The following is a 14,881-nucleotide window of genomic DNA, read 5'->3' on the forward strand; positions in this document are numbered from 1 at the left end:
CCTTTTTTTACAATTTTTTTGTAAAAATCTGTCACTTATTTCCATTCTTTGAGCGAACGTTCATAAAACATATTTTTATGCTCTATAAGCCCATAAAATAAGCTCATTCTTCTCTTATGTTTGTAAGCGTTCCCAATCAAAGGCGTTATCTCACACATTATTTCCCGGGTAATCTTACCCATTTAATACCCCATATCCTTTAAATCTTTTACAATCTCTACGTAGGTTTCAATCACATTGAAGCCAGGGTAATCCTCTCTTGTTAAATCAATGATATTACCATGACTGATTCCCTTAAACCTTGTATTGGTAAATGTCTTCCTGAACCTTCCCCATTTTGCACTTTCTTCACTTACTAAACCATCATTGTTTCCATCAACGAAGCGAATAAACAAATAAGGTATCGTCAATAAAAGATGAGAACATGCATGATGCATTAAGCTCATATAGCTTTGATAATACACATTGGTATCATTTTGAACTTCTTGATTGAATTGCTTTGCCCAAACGGTTGAAAATTGATGTGTTGCAGTATAAAAATCAGGATTTGTATCACCCATTTTCAAAAACGCTTGATCAAATACCTTAGCTAAGGCATGATACCATGTATCAGGTACTACCCGAATCAATACATCTACAAATTTACAACCATGATGAGGTGTGGAAATCGTAGTTAAAGAAGCAACATGATTCCCCATATGTTCTTTACTGATGGTATATCGAGCATCTAATCCACCTTTTGAATGTGCAATTATATTTACTTTATCACAATGTTGTTCCTCACAAATTTCATATATTCTTTTTTTAATATCTTTTGCATTATCCTTCACGGTCGCAAAAGCCTCTTGGTTTCCATAATATATGATTGCTCCGTTTCGTACCAGCTCTTTAGGGATCCTTCCCCAATAATTCACATATTTCAAATCTCGAAAGCCTACTCCGTGTAATAGCAACAAAGGATACTTTGTTTGGCAGACATTACATTCTGCCCTTTGCTTTCTTACATCTATCATGATCATTTCGTGGTCATATTCCTCATATGCCTTTCTTCGCAAATAGATCATAATTGGTAAATGTATCACAGGTAGGAACAGAAAAAACCAAAGTAATCCTCGTTTCACGATACGAAGACGTTTACTGACAAGAAAAATCTCAAATGCGCCAAACAAGAACAGTATGTATTGAAAAAACAACATCCAAATCATATCGGTATAATACCAAACATCAGCTTCATATCGATGTAATAGTAATATATATAGAAAACATTGTATCATTGCTAACCAAAATGCTTCCCCAATCAATCGTCTTCCTTGCATCAATACTCGCAATCTTTTATTCTTTTGTTTAAGTCCTTTCAACAATGTCACTATCATCCATAAGACTATAACCACAAGAAAAAGGCATAGAACGCCCCAACCTGTCATAGTTTTTGTAGATGTCCAATGCTGATAAATGCTATGAATACATAAAATGGCATGTGATACCAATAACAAAAAAAATATCTTTATCCCTTGTTTTATCTTCTTCATCTTATCCCTCTTTTTCTACTTATAGTATCATATATTGCATTTTTATCAAATAACTTTTCTATATTTCATGTATTAGAAATGCCACTATGTGCATACTCTTATACAGGAGGGACAGCCATGGTTATCGTACCAACGATTATTGAAAGAAATGCAAATACAGAGCGTGTTTATGATTTATATTCTTGTTTATTAAAGGAAAGGATCATCATATTAACAGGGGAGATCGATGATGCTATGGCATCCAGTATCACTGCACAGCTATTATATTTATCTTCTCAGAGTAAAGACCCCATTCAAATGTATATCAATTCACCTGGCGGTAGTGTAACAGCCGGATTAGCCATCTATGATATCATGAATGTGATCCCATGTGAAGTCGCAACCATTTGTATGGGAATTTGTGCCAGTATGGCCGCTGTTCTATTATGTGCAGGCACTATGGGTAAACGAAGTGCACTTGCCAATAGTGAGATCATGATTCATCAGCCGTTAGGCGGTATGCAAGGACAGGCAAGCGATATGGAAATCGCCGCAAAACACATGCAGTTGATCAAACAAAAACTGTATAATATATTAAGTGAGCACACACATCAAGAAATCCAAACGATCCAACACGATTGTGATCGTGATACTTATATGGATGCAAAAGAAGCAAAGGACTATGGCATGATCGATTTGATCATTCAACCATAGTCCTTTCTTTTCGCAGCCGCTCGCTGATATCATCAGTTGTCATTGGTTTCCCAAATAGATACCCTTGATAACAGTCAAGTCCCATAGATTCTACCAACTGCCATTCTTTCTTCGTTTCAATTCCCTCAAGACAAACTGCGATATCCACAGAATGACAAATCGCAATGATAAAGCTGATCAACACAGTATCAAATTGACTTTTTTGAATATCCTTTACAAAGGCACGATCGATTTTCACAACATTTGCAACACCGTGCTTTAAGTTTTCTAAGCTTGAATATCCTGTACCAAAGTCATCCATCGCCAAGCGAATACCCATCTGTTTCAGTTGATCGAATTCTTTTTCAAACAGCCGCATATTAGATATGGTATTACTTTCCGTTAGTTCCAAAATAAGATTCTGTGCGGGAAATGCTTCTTCCTCAAGAATTCTCTTAACTCTCTTGGCAAATTCTCCATTTAAAACCTGTAAAGCAGAAACGTTAACACTGATGGTAAACTTAGGATCCAAGCGTATCCACTCTTTTCCTTTTTGGATTGCAGTTCTCAAAACCCAAGCACCAACGTCACTCATCAATGCGTTCGCTTCTAAAATAGGAATAAACTCCATAGGAGATACTGTTCCCAAACTATCACAATGCCACCTAAGTAACGCTTCCACACCAATGGTCTTTATGGTCTTGGCATCCATTTGCGGTTGGAATACAAGATTGAAATTCTGAAAATGATTCCTTACACTTTCTCTTAAATTCCTTAATATTTCCAAAGCTCGTTCCTTATTTTTTGATATAGAAGGATCAAACATACATAATTGATTTTTACCGTTTGCTTTGGCATTTTGCATTGCATAATCAGCATAGGTATATAACTCTTCAAACTCATTTGCATCTATAGGTGCCATCGCACAACCTGCTGAAATTTGTATTTGACAATCATAATGTTCTTGAAGCTGTTGTCGTAGTAATTGCTTTTGAATGGTCTGATATAAGTTATGGATATCTTCTATTTGACAATTCTCTATCAACACCCCCATCTGATCATTATCTAATTTATAAAGACTCGCATTCCCTGGTAAATTGGATTGTATCATTTGTGCAGTACTCTTTAAAACTTTATCTCCAAAAGAACGATCATATAATTCATTTACATTTTTAAAATCATCAATATCAAGAATCATCAAAGCAAGGGAATCTACAGCTTTGTCTTTTATTTTTTCTCTTCCTGCCTTATTTAATTCATGACGATTGAAAAGATGTGTCAAAGCATCTATTTTATTTAGACGATCGAGTTGTGTCATAATTCCCGCAAACATGCTTGGTTCTCCATAGGAATCTCGCATAAGCTGCCCTCTACATTTTAACCAAATATATTCTCCATGACATGTTTTGGCACGAAATTCTACAGAATGATAATCTTTTTGATTTTCTCCGATTTCCATATTTGATCGATAAAAGCGATCCCAATCTTGTGGATGTACGATTTGTTTCCAAACCGGCAAAGGATCCGCTATGATTTCAGAAGGTAAATTTAATAACTGTACCTGTGCAGGTGAGTAGCGAAAAACTCCGGTTTTCATATTACAGATATAAATAAAGTCATCTGTACTTTTCATAAGCGCATCATATAATTGAGTGGAGTCATATTCAAAATCTTCAGATTCCGCAGTTGAATGACGAAATGGATTTTCGTTTAGCTCTGCCATTCGAGTTTTTCGAAAACGCAACTTTTGTTCATACATTTGCTCATCTGCTTTCGCAATGATATCATTCACATCAAGAGTATGTTCCCCATGTACAGAATAAATGCCAAAGCAAAAGGAAAACTCATATTCCTTTTGACAATGCATCTTTAATTGTTTTACCTTCTCAAGGCATTCCAACATGAATTTTGCCATTTCCTTATCATCTTTATTACTACTTACTATCACAAACTCATCACCGCTTAGGCGAAACATAAATTCAGGATCGATCAATTGTTGCTTTAATTTATTTGATAATTCTTTCAGTAAAAAGTCACCTTCTTTATGTCCATAAATATCATTGGTCTCTTTCAGATGATCTACGTCCAACAATACGACTTGAAGCGCTTTTTGCTTTTGCTTTGCTTCCTTTAACGCTTCTCTTAACCGTTCTTTTCCGGCCCTACGATTCAGCATACCGCACAAATCATCCATTTTTGCTTGTTTATTCAATTCAATCGTATCAGTGATATCTACAGATTGTTGCATATGAACGATCCTGCCATCGATCCAAGGAATCAAACAATCATAATTCTTAAATATACGATTTACTTTATGGTTATTTTCTACCCATTCTACACATTTTCCTAATTGGCCTAATTCTTTTAATTGTTTCTTAGGGCAAAAACTACATAATTCATCTTGGCGATCCTGTAGTTCTTCATAACATTTTCTTCCTTCTACATTTTCCTTATGATAAGTGTTCTTCATCAAATGATTCATAAAAATGATTTCATCTGTTTCTATATCAGTTACATAAACATTCACTCTCATCGCATCTAAAATTCTATACATCTCATCTTTTTCTGCCATGATTTAGCCTCCTAAGATCAACCTTCATCCATATCACTATTATACAATAGTTTGAAATAAGGTGATATCCTTTATTTCATAAACTATTAAAATATAATATAAAGTTATTAAAAAAGCTGCGAAATTTCACAGCTTTTCACTTAAGATAACTCTTTTTCTAATGACAATACATGGTCTTTTGCTTGTTTTGCATAGAAATGATTGGAATTAAAACATCCCTCACAGCTATTATAATAAGCCTGAGCCATTTCTAAATTCCCATGTAATTCATAATACATACCAATATAATATGCAGCGACACCTACATCAAAGCCTCTCAAAGACTCTACCAGTGCTTCCATATCTGATATCAGTTCACCTTCTTGATCAAAGACTACATCATAGGCAAATTGACTGACTCTGACAAAATTCCGATTTTGCATCGTCTTGATCTTTTCCAAAATCTGAGTAGCACATTCTTTATCTCGATTGTTCAAAAAAATATGATAATAGGTTTCTAAGATATCTTTCCTATTTTCTTCCTCACTTTGAGTTCTGAATACATCAAAAAGATGCGGAATAAAGGTCTCATCCGGTGATTTAAAATACATTGCTCTTAAATAATATAGATCTCCGACATAGTTGGTAATCAGCATTCGATTAAACTTACTTTCTGTCATAGCGATCACCGCATCATAATTTTTTGCTTCCAATGCCGCATTGATCATTTTTAATTTTGACTTCCTAAATAGATCCATTGAAAAAACAACCAACAAAATAAAACCAATGATAACAATTGATATCGCACTCATATTTCATTACCTCAATTCTTTTATCCTTATTATACTATATTTTCATACATAATTAAATTATTTTTTCCAGATTATATATCATCTTATGTATGAATTTGTAAGGTAGCTAACACATAGCTAACATGCGTTTATTCAAGTGAATTGATAGCTTTTCGCAATTGTATGATATCTTTATGAGTATAAATCTTTTCTGTCATTGCATATGATGCATGTCCGATCAATTTTTTGATGCTAGTCGCATTGGCATTGGCATTAGATAAGCGAGTCGCAAAGGTATGTCTACAATCATGTGGTAAATGATCCATGCCAAGTCTTTTCATGATAGGATCAAAATATTTATACCGATAATGATGATAATCTATTTTCTTATTCGTTTTTTGATCTCGAAATAAATATTCCTCTTTTGCATCCCAGTATTTCATGATATAAGGCTGAATTTTCACATGTAATGGAACCATTCGATTCTTTCCGGCTTCTGTTTTTGATCCCCCGATAATGGTCATATGTTTAAAATCAATATCGCTGTTTTTTATTTCGAACAGCTCTCCTACACGAAACCCTGTATAAATCATGATCAATATCGTATCCACATAAGGCAAATGATCATATTGGAACAATTTTTTTATTTCCGATTCAGTAAACGGTTTATGTATATCCTCAGTTTCTTCTTTTCGATTGATCATGACATATTTTGCATAATTCTTGTTGATGATATCATTTTGCATTGCATATTCACATACGGATACCATCAATCCTTTTAGTTTTAAATCACTTGCAAGTGATAGTTCACTGGCATCCATGATCTGTTGAAAATGCATTGTTTTTAAATCCGCAATCTTCAATTTCCAAATACTTTCGCATTTCGCAAATGCTGCTTTATACCCATTAATTGCATTTTGGCTAAGATTTTTGAATTTCGTACTCGCCCATTGTTGATAAACATTTTCAAAAGTGATGGCTCCCTTCTTTTGTAACTCTTCAAACAAAATAGGATTTTTGTTATATTTCCACAATGAAAATTCAGCAGCTTCTTTGCTTTCGAAAAAACCGATGATCTTTCTTTTTTGCTTATACGTAGCATTACCACATGCCTCTATACTAACCGTAACACATGCTACCCATGGCTTTCGACGATTCCCACTCAATTTATAGACGCTCCCCATGCCATTCGCCTTTTTCATGGCAGCCCTCTTGCAACTCATATGATACACTCCCTCAATCAATGCACAATATCCTTATAACTATACGATACAATGTTATAACCATGAAATCAATGCTAATTCTAGACGTAGCAAACACGTAGCTAACAACATGTTTGCCATCTATGAGCAAGGATACATAAAAATACGTGATATTTCCCAAAGAAAACACATGAAAAAAAATTCTTTAAATAAGAATTAATTATCTGAAACACAATGCAGATAATGAAAGGAGAAGAATATGGACGTAAGTATTGTACAGGCTATTTTGGTATTTATCGTAGCCTTTATTATGGGTATTGACCAGTTCAGTTTCTTGGAATCCTTGTACCAACCTATCGTTTTAGGACCTATCATTGGTGCGATCCTTGGAAACTTCGAATTAGGTATTGTTGTTGGTGGTGCTTATCAATTAGTACAGATTGGTAGTATGCCTATTGGTGGTGCTCAGCCACCTAATGCTATCATGGGTACTTTAATGACAGCAGTGTTTGCAGTTTCAATGAAATTACAGCCAACAGCAGATGGTGTAGGTTTGGCAGTAGGTCTTGCTATTCCATTTGCAGTATTTGGTCAATATGCAGTTACTTTAACATTTACTATCGTATCTGGTTTGATGGCAAAAGCTGATAAGGCTGCTGAAGAAGCAGATCCTAAAGGTATTGCTATGGTAAACTATACTGAAATGGCTATTTTAGGTATTTTATTCGGAATTCTAGCTGTTGCCGGTGTTTACGGTGGTTCTAAACTTGGTACTACTTTGAAAGATTTATCATTCCAGTTCTCTTGGGTAATGGCAGGTTTAGATGCAGCAGGTGCTGCAATGAAATTTGTCGGATTCGCTATCCTAATGAAAGTTATGATGTCTAGTCAAATGTGGGGCTTCCTATTTGGTGGATTTGTTATGGCAGTTATTTGCAAATTAATGCCTGTAGTTGCTGTTCAAAAATCAGCATTGTTGTTATGTGCTTTCGTTGGTTTGGCAATCGCATTATACGATTTCCAAATACATTCAAAGATCAAAAGCAGTGCTGGATCTAATGTAGGAGGTGAATCTGATGGCATATAATATTCCTGAAAAATATCAAGATTTAACACCAGCTCCTAATCTTGATAAGAAAACATTAAATAAAATGGTTTGGATGTCTTGTTTCCTTCAGGCTTCTTTCAACTATGAGAGAATGCAAGCAGCAGGATGGTTATGGGGTATCTTACCGGGACTTCAAAAAATTCATACAAACAAAGAGGATTTAAAAGCATCCATGGCTCATAACCTTGATTTCTTAAATACACATCCATTCCTTGTTACATTTGTTATGGGTATCGTATTATCTTTAGAACAAAACAAGGCTGATACAGCTACCATTCGTTCTGTACGTATTTCTGCAGCCGGTCCATTAGGTGGTATCGGTGATGCATTGTTCTGGTTGACATTGGTTCCTATCGTTGGTGGTATTACTGCTAACATGGCATTAAACAGTCAAAGTATTATGGGAGCAGTTTTGTTCCTTATCATCTTTAACGCTGTACAATTTGCAGTTCGTTATTTCTTAATGCACTGGTCTTATAACTTAGGAACGAAAGCAGTAACCATGTTAACTGCTAACGCAAAAGAGTTTACTCGTGCAGCTAGTATTCTTGGTATTTTCACAGTAGGTGCTTTGATTGCAACTTATGGTTCTACAACCGTTCGTATCGCAATTGCAGATCCTGCTATCAATGTTCAAGAATTACTAGATAACATTCTACCTATGTTATTGCCATTGTTGATTACCTTAGGCATCTATGCTTTGATCAAAAAAGGATGGACTCCTATCAAATGTATCGTTTTAATTCTGATCGTTGGTATCGTAGGTTGTGCATTCGGTATCTGGTCTGGAGATTCTAAGGCTATCGATGAAAATGGTGCATCTATCAATGGTGGCTATCATCCATTGGTTGAGTGGTATGATTATCCTACCCCACCAGCAGAATAAAACTAGGTAAAAAAAGCTCTCTTCTGAACTATGAAACACTTCAAATGTGTGGGAAGGTTATGATTCATTTGAATCATAGCCTTTTTCATTAAAATACGAGGTAAGGTGAAAAAATGAATCAGATAACGATTGCAATCTTATGTATTGCGTTAATTTTAGTTATCATTTATCAAATTGGTAAAAGATTACTATTGAATAGTATCATAAAAGCAATGAAAAAATCAGATTATGATACCGTTTTAACAATAACAGATATGGATATCACAAAACATCTCATCGGACAATATACAAGGGACCTCTATAGAATCCGTTCCTATTATTTAAAAAAGGATGTTGAAAATTTTGATATGATGTTAAATGAAATGATTCATCGTCAATATAAAGATAGTAATCAAAAGAAATCTTTTTTAGAACAGTATTATCATATATTTCTATTAAAAGGAAATCAGAAATATGCACAAATACTGCTTCAGGCAATAAAGGATTCAAAAGATGATAAATTTATTTTATATAATAAACAGGCCTATGAGGTGATGTTCCATAAAAGAACAGATCTCATTGATGTTATGAACAAACAAATGGAAACAAAAGAATTTTATGGGTTTCCACTTGGTGTCACTGTTTATATGATCGCAATGCAATATTTATATTTAGAAAATTATGAAATGTCCATCATTTATTTCAAAAATGCTTTGGTTTGCTTTCATCCAAAAGCTATCTATGTTCCATTAACCAAAGAACATATAAAAGAATTGGAAGAGGTAATAGCTGAAGAAAAGTATAAGATAGATGAAAGCATCAAAACTTATTAAGAACTAAAAAAAGCAAAGTCGCATAGTGACTTTGCTTTTTTGATAGATAGGGTTGAGAGTCTTTCTTCAAAAATTAACCGATTACATTCCAAGGAACACTTACTAGAGGTGTATAATCTCCAGCCCAAATTCCAAAGATAGCACCAACAACACCAATTACTAACAATAATGCGATACATTTAGATGGAGTCCATCCTTTTTTCTTGATTAAGAAGTAGCACATTAATGTCATCAATAATGGAATCATGCAAGGTAAGATTTTATTCAAGTAGTCCTGAATATTGATAAATACATCAACCATTTCACCTGTTGCAGCATCCAATGTTTGACCATTAGGGATAGAAATACCTAATTTAGTACCTCCACCATAGTTAGCGATCAATGCACCGATGATGAATACACCAAGGATAGATGCAGCACGAGAGAATTCTTTTGCATTAGCAGTCATCATAGATACAGCTTTTGTACCCATGTTGTAAGACCAGTATAATAATCCATAACGCAATGCCATTTCTACACCAAATGCGATGATGAAATAAAGAATTGGTCCCATAATGCTTCCATCAATTGCCATATTAGCAGTCATACCTGCAGTAATAGGAATTAATGTAAACCAGAACAATGCATCACCAATACCACCTAATGGAGCGGCAGTAGAGATACGTACAGAACGGATTGTCTGAATATCCAATTTCTGTTGTTCCATAGATAATACCATACCCATAACGAATGTAACAGCGAATGGGTGAGTATTTAAGAAGTCCATGTTGTGTGTCATAGAAGCAGCTAAGTCTTCTTTGTTAGTGTGGATTTTCTGTAATCCAGGTAAGATAGACCATAACCAACCAGCAGATTGCATACGTTCGTAGTTAAATGCAGCCTGTAACTGCATAGAACGCCATACCATCTTATTTAAAGTTTTATTATCAAGTCTGGCAGCAGGGGTAGTATCTCTATAAGTTGTCATAGCACTAGATTCCATCACTCATACCTCCCATTCCGTTTCCAGCATTCTCTTTAATAGCTTTTTGAGTCAAGAAGTCATTAATTGCAATTGCAATACCGATGAATGCAACAAGAATCAATGCAGCATCTGCTAAAGCAGCAGTATTACCGAATAACTGTACTAGTGCGAAACCAGCAAGTAGGTAACCCCACATGTCATTAGATAACATGATTTTCAGCAGGATTGCGAAACCAACGAAACGCATCATTCCACCAGCAGCACCTAAGCCACCCATTAACCAGCTTGCATTTTTCTGCAATTCAGTCAATGTATCAGCCATAGCAGTACCACCTGCATAAGCAACGATAGCGATAACAGCAAATAATGTACCCATACCAGCCATAGAAATGTTCAATACAGTTGTAATTCCTTTAGGATTTGCTTCAGCAGCAGCTTTATCAGCTTTTGCCATCAATGGAGACATTACAGTAAACATAATAGTAACAACGAACTGTCCGAAAGTAGCGAAGATCATAGCTGTACCCAATGCAGCATTTGTATCCATACCACCTTTGATAGCGAATACCATAGCAACAACACTACCAATAACAGCGTTAGGTGGCTGAGCACCTCCGACTGGCATATTACCAATCATAATCAATTCATAAGCACCACCAACAGCTAAACCAGTACCAAGATCACCAAGGATCAAACCAATAATTGGACAAGCAATTATTGGACGGTAAACGATTTCTGTCAATGAGAACTGGTCAATTGCGAAAATAAATGTTATAACGGCCAGTAAGACACATTCAACAATATTAAAGTCCATTTTTTTCTCCTTTCATTATCTGTTTTATTGTTCAGATAATTTAATTCTTATTTAAATAATTTGTCAATGCTTTCAGGTGAAATGTCTGGAACACGTTGAATTTCCAATTCTACACCTAAATCTTGAAGTTTTTTGAAGCAAGCAACATCATCATCATTAACCGCTACACTAGTAGCCACCTGACGTTTACCCTCCGCCATGTGCATGTTTCCGATGTTTACTTTTTTAATTGGCACGCCGCCTTCTACAAGTCTTAATACATCTTGTGGTGTTTCACAGATGATTGCGATGTGCTGGCTTGGTGAAGCCTTACCAATAATGGCACAAGTTTTCTCAATTGAGAAGAAACGTGTTTGTGCATATGCAGGTGCAGCCATGTTCATCAATCCCTGACGGAATTCATCTTTAGAAACTGCATCATTTGCAACCAACAATAGGTTAGCACCTACGACACCACACCACTGTGTTGCCACCTGTCCGTGTATCAAACGGTTGTCAATTCTTGTTAAAACGATATTTGGCATTTTGCTCTCTCCCTTCTATCTTTTTACATGAACTAAATGCGTATCAGATCTTTGATGAGGAAGATCTTTTACGAAAACCCTTTCATGAAGTTCACTAAAATTCTATGTCAAATCAACGCAAATTTCTTTACACTTTTTATTTTTGAGTTTGCACTTTTTAACAATTTAACCATATTTTTCCACTCAATTTAGACAAATACAAAAAAATCTACATATCAACTACAAGATTTTACATATTCTTAAGAAAAAGTAAGAATGCATGGATTTTTTTGTCGAAACAGACCAAATTTCGATTTATGTAAACTCTTTCATAGCTTTGAGTGATTGTTTCTCTCTTTTTACATTTTTTATGTTTCTTGCTTTTCTCTTTTCGATTACTCTTTTTTTTGATATACTTAATGTGAATGAGGTGATGGCTGTGTTCAATAAAACTACAAGCTTTATTTTCAATAAATATGGAGAGATCATCAATGATTTTTCAAGAATGCGACAAAAGAAGTTAAGCCACTCAATTCTAAAACTAAAAGATAAACAATTTGATTACTTTTATGAATATAGCAATGATGTCTATGTTCAAGTAGAAAGTGGTATCGTCATGTTAGTAGTCAGTAATGATGAACTAGGGAAAGACTATGAACGATTTGTCATTCATCGTTTTATCAAAATCAAAGCTGGTGTGAAATTTAATTTTCTATGTATTACTCCAACAGCAAAGATTTTATTAGAAACTGATCCCAAAACAAAAAAGAGAACGATAGATACTTATGATAAAGTCCCTATTTTCTATGAACCGATTACGCCTTCTTTTGAAGTCAAAGAAATTCTTGGATACTATTATCAAGTAAGAAATGCCAATTATACATTTCCAGGAGAAAGTCATGAATTTTGGGAGCTTACCTTTATTGACAATGGAGAACTTGCGACAACGGTCGATGAGGAACCTTATGCTCTTGATGAAATGGATTTGATTCTTTATGCGCCTGGACAATACCATACTCAAAAAACCGGACACAGTCAATCGTGTTCCTATCTGACGATCCTATTTGAAATGGACATGCCTGATCCCTTCTTGATCACTAATCGTGTTTATCATGCGCATCGTGATATTCATAACGCACTAAACGAATTCATCAAAGTTAGCAACAATGATATGTTGTATGATAATGAATTGATGCTTTGTTATCTGAAAGAGTTGATCATACGTGTCATGCAATACGATTTTTTGAATTCTTCACCTGTGGCTTCTACACCAATGCAACAACGTTTTGAAAATGAGTTATTGAATGAAATTATCATTTATATCAATGATACGATTTATGAACAACTCACCATTGAAGAAATCTGCCACAAGTTTTCTATTTCAAGAAGCAGTTTACAAACATTATTTAAAAACAATCTGAATGTTGCGCCAAAACAATATATCAGTGATTTGAAATTAAAGAAAAGTAAATTGCTTATCAAAGAAAATATGTATACCATTAGTGAAATTGCAAGCATGCTTGGTTTTACAAGTATTCATTATTTCTCTAGAAAGTTCAAGCAACAATTTGATATCACACCTACAGATTATGCAAAGACTATTTATAACTAACATATGCAAATTGCATATGTTTTTATTTATTCTTACACAAATAATGTAACAATATGTTCTATACTGGAATTGTAAAGGTGGTCTTACATATGAATCTACAATTTGAAGCTTATTTTCCCTCACATATTTTAAAGAAAGGATATCAAGACTATACAAATGATGCCATACTTGATATTGAGAAACACAGAAATCGTTATCAAGCAATCTTTGATGATATGGAAACAGCGAACATCGATATAAGTAGTCATGAAATCATCAACTTAGAGTGTGATTGTGATTATTTTTATGAACATGGCTATTGTAAGCATACTGCAGCGTTATGCTATGCGATTTCGGAAGCGTCTTCCACACGATCTTCTTCCCATCTAACCTCAATGATTGCATCTTATATTGATGAATTAGAATATGGTTATGATATAAAACAATTCACGGTTTTTGATCAAATTATGAATCAGTTACAGCAACTGTCTCTTAAACATCGTTTTGCACCTGTCATAACCTTATATGAAGCATATGAAACTATTGATATAGAATATGATGAACAAATGGATCAATTTATTGAAATAAAGGATCTATTATCTTATGGTATCAGCCAAAAAGAACCTCAATATTTGGCATGGTTTCACAATGAGCTGGAAAGTCCTTCTCAATGTGAAGAAGATTTCATTGATTTATTTTATGAACTTTATGATGCACAAGTTGGTGTAAGTATTCTCTTAGAGTATCTTGCTCAATGTAAAGATCATATGGATGAAACCATTTTTCTCACCATGTTAGTAGAAGAGTTAAAAAGTTTACGACAGCCAATCGGATATGACCAAAAGTTATTAGCTCATGTGCAACATCATCCTGTTGTTTTGGCTTATATTGCAAGTCGTTATGAAGAAGAAGGATATTTAGCAACCGCTATGATCTTTTTAAAGGATGCTATCCAAGCAGAAACAAATGCTTATGAGCAAACTGCATTAACAAGAAGATATAACGATTTATCCATAAAATTAAAACAAGAAGATATTTGTCTTGCGTGTTTTCACAATCTTTTACTTCATGATGAACAACAAGCATTTATGTATTTCAAAAAGCTTCATGAAACCTATAAGGAGTCATGGATAACTTATCGTGAACCTTATCTTACACTTCTTTATTCCACAAGCTATGATCGAAAACCGTATTATTTATTAGAATCCATGAAGGAAGAATTATATTGTGAAATGACTCGATCTGAAATTGATCTTAAAACCTTAGTGACCTATGATTCTGCTTTCTTTCCAAATCATATAGAAGAATTAATTTCTATCTACAAGAAAGAACTTGCCATCTATCAAGCTATAAAAACTACAAAAGCAAAAGAAATGTTAAAGAAATTATATCGTCATATTCAAAACCTTCCTAATGGAAAGCAACTTCTGAAGCTCATACTTGATGTGTAAGCTATAA

General features: G+C 34.4%; 13 protein-coding genes. 6 read left to right on the top strand and 7 right to left on the bottom strand.

Going from position 1 to position 14,881, the window contains the following annotated elements; translation table 11 throughout:
- Positions 1–182 precede the first annotated feature (182 nt).
- Entirely contained in the window at positions 183–1,529 is a 1,347-nt protein-coding gene (locus tag UGRO018_RS10795; protein ID WP_416326492.1) for an esterase/lipase family protein, read from the bottom strand.
- Between the two features lie 117 nt (positions 1,530–1,646).
- On the opposite strand from UGRO018_RS10795, the gene UGRO018_RS10800 reads away from it, so the two are divergent.
- Positions 1,647–2,222: an ATP-dependent Clp protease proteolytic subunit gene (locus UGRO018_RS10800; protein WP_416326493.1), complete on the top strand. Its 576-nt coding sequence runs from the start codon at positions 1,647–1,649 to the stop codon at positions 2,220–2,222.
- On the opposite strand, the gene UGRO018_RS10805 is transcribed toward UGRO018_RS10800, so the two are convergent.
- The 3 genes from UGRO018_RS10805 to UGRO018_RS10815 all read right to left on the bottom strand — a co-directional run bounded on the left by UGRO018_RS10805 (position 2,209) and on the right by UGRO018_RS10815 (position 6,766).
- Positions 2,209–4,773, bottom strand: coding sequence for a bifunctional diguanylate cyclase/phosphodiesterase (locus UGRO018_RS10805; RefSeq protein ID WP_416326494.1), 2,565 nt, complete (start codon positions 4,771–4,773; stop codon positions 2,209–2,211). The two genes, UGRO018_RS10800 and UGRO018_RS10805, sit on opposite strands and share 14 nt — an antisense overlap.
- Before the next feature lie 140 nt (positions 4,774–4,913).
- Positions 4,914–5,564 carry a hypothetical protein gene (locus UGRO018_RS10810; RefSeq protein WP_416326495.1) on the bottom strand — a complete coding sequence of 217 codons (651 nt, stop codon included), beginning with the start codon at positions 5,562–5,564 and terminating at the stop codon, positions 4,914–4,916.
- 128 nt (positions 5,565–5,692) lie between these two features.
- Complete coding sequence (locus UGRO018_RS10815; RefSeq protein WP_416326496.1) at positions 5,693–6,766, bottom strand: tyrosine-type recombinase/integrase; 1,074 nt, start codon at positions 6,764–6,766, stop codon at positions 5,693–5,695.
- A gap of 238 nt (positions 6,767–7,004) precedes the next feature.
- Between UGRO018_RS10815 and UGRO018_RS10820 the strand changes: the two genes are divergently transcribed.
- The 3 genes from UGRO018_RS10820 to UGRO018_RS10830 all read left to right on the top strand — a co-directional run bounded on the left by UGRO018_RS10820 (position 7,005) and on the right by UGRO018_RS10830 (position 9,551).
- On the top strand, positions 7,005–7,832 hold the full coding sequence (locus tag UGRO018_RS10820) for a PTS mannose/fructose/sorbose/N-acetylgalactosamine transporter subunit IIC (protein WP_416326497.1): 828 nt from the start codon (positions 7,005–7,007) through the stop codon (positions 7,830–7,832).
- On the top strand, positions 7,822–8,739 hold the full coding sequence (locus UGRO018_RS10825) for a PTS system mannose/fructose/sorbose family transporter subunit IID (protein ID WP_416326498.1): 918 nt from the start codon (positions 7,822–7,824) through the stop codon (positions 8,737–8,739). The genes UGRO018_RS10820 and UGRO018_RS10825 overlap by 11 nt, the downstream gene beginning before the upstream one ends.
- Positions 8,740–8,852: 113 nt before the next feature.
- Positions 8,853–9,551 (top strand): hypothetical protein, encoded by a 699-nt coding sequence (locus UGRO018_RS10830; RefSeq protein WP_416326499.1) that lies wholly within the window; start codon positions 8,853–8,855, stop codon positions 9,549–9,551.
- A gap of 73 nt (positions 9,552–9,624) precedes the next feature.
- Here UGRO018_RS10830 and UGRO018_RS10835 read toward each other — a convergent pair whose 3' ends face one another.
- From UGRO018_RS10835 to agaB, 3 genes are read right to left on the bottom strand one after another with little or no spacing between them, the layout of a single operon-like run.
- Positions 9,625–10,533 (bottom strand): PTS system mannose/fructose/sorbose family transporter subunit IID, encoded by a 909-nt coding sequence (locus UGRO018_RS10835; RefSeq protein WP_416326500.1) that lies wholly within the window; start codon positions 10,531–10,533, stop codon positions 9,625–9,627.
- The gene (locus UGRO018_RS10840; protein ID WP_416326501.1) at positions 10,523–11,329 is read right to left on the bottom strand and encodes a PTS sugar transporter subunit IIC; all 807 of its coding nucleotides are present in this window, start codon (positions 11,327–11,329) and stop codon (positions 10,523–10,525) included. The genes UGRO018_RS10835 and UGRO018_RS10840 overlap by 11 nt, the downstream gene beginning before the upstream one ends.
- A gap of 47 nt (positions 11,330–11,376) precedes the next feature.
- Positions 11,377–11,853 (bottom strand): PTS galactosamine transporter subunit IIB, encoded by a 477-nt coding sequence (agaB, locus tag UGRO018_RS10845; RefSeq protein ID WP_416326502.1) that lies wholly within the window; start codon positions 11,851–11,853, stop codon positions 11,377–11,379.
- A gap of 412 nt (positions 11,854–12,265) precedes the next feature.
- Here agaB and UGRO018_RS10850 point away from each other — a divergent pair, with 412 nt between their 5' ends.
- Entirely contained in the window at positions 12,266–13,444 is a 1,179-nt protein-coding gene (locus tag UGRO018_RS10850; protein ID WP_416326503.1) for a helix-turn-helix transcriptional regulator, read from the top strand.
- 89 nt (positions 13,445–13,533) lie between these two features.
- Positions 13,534–14,874, top strand: coding sequence for an SWIM zinc finger family protein (locus UGRO018_RS10855; RefSeq protein ID WP_416326504.1), 1,341 nt, complete (start codon positions 13,534–13,536; stop codon positions 14,872–14,874).
- Positions 14,875–14,881: the final 7 nt, after the last annotated feature.

This window comes from Hoskinsella mucinilytica (assembly GCF_045223415.1).
In the GTDB taxonomy this organism is placed as follows: Bacteria; Bacillota_I; Bacilli_A; order Erysipelotrichales; family Erysipelotrichaceae; genus Hoskinsella; species Hoskinsella mucinilytica.

Excerpts from the sequence above, each read along its gene's own strand:
- UGRO018_RS10840 (WP_416326501.1), bottom strand. The coding sequence starts at position 11,329 with ATGGACTTTAATATTGTTGAATGTGTCTTACTGGCCGTTATAACATTT.
- UGRO018_RS10810 (WP_416326495.1), bottom strand. The coding sequence starts at position 5,564 with ATGAGTGCGATATCAATTGTTATCATTGGTTTTATTTTGTTGGTTGTT.
- UGRO018_RS10835 (WP_416326500.1), bottom strand. The coding sequence starts at position 10,533 with ATGGAATCTAGTGCTATGACAACTTATAGAGATACTACCCCTGCTGCC.
- UGRO018_RS10805 (WP_416326494.1), bottom strand. The coding sequence starts at position 4,773 with ATGGCAGAAAAAGATGAGATGTATAGAATTTTAGATGCGATGAGAGTG.
- UGRO018_RS10795 (WP_416326492.1), bottom strand. The coding sequence starts at position 1,529 with ATGAAGAAGATAAAACAAGGGATAAAGATATTTTTTTTGTTATTGGTA.
- UGRO018_RS10830 (WP_416326499.1), top strand. The coding sequence starts at position 8,853 with ATGAATCAGATAACGATTGCAATCTTATGTATTGCGTTAATTTTAGTT.
- agaB (WP_416326502.1), bottom strand. The coding sequence starts at position 11,853 with ATGCCAAATATCGTTTTAACAAGAATTGACAACCGTTTGATACACGGA.
- UGRO018_RS10815 (WP_416326496.1), bottom strand. The coding sequence starts at position 6,766 with ATGAGTTGCAAGAGGGCTGCCATGAAAAAGGCGAATGGCATGGGGAGC.
- UGRO018_RS10820 (WP_416326497.1), top strand. The coding sequence starts at position 7,005 with ATGGACGTAAGTATTGTACAGGCTATTTTGGTATTTATCGTAGCCTTT.
- UGRO018_RS10825 (WP_416326498.1), top strand. The coding sequence starts at position 7,822 with ATGGCATATAATATTCCTGAAAAATATCAAGATTTAACACCAGCTCCT.
- UGRO018_RS10855 (WP_416326504.1), top strand. The coding sequence starts at position 13,534 with ATGAATCTACAATTTGAAGCTTATTTTCCCTCACATATTTTAAAGAAA.
- UGRO018_RS10800 (WP_416326493.1), top strand. The coding sequence starts at position 1,647 with ATGGTTATCGTACCAACGATTATTGAAAGAAATGCAAATACAGAGCGT.
- UGRO018_RS10850 (WP_416326503.1), top strand. The coding sequence starts at position 12,266 with ATGGCTGTGTTCAATAAAACTACAAGCTTTATTTTCAATAAATATGGA.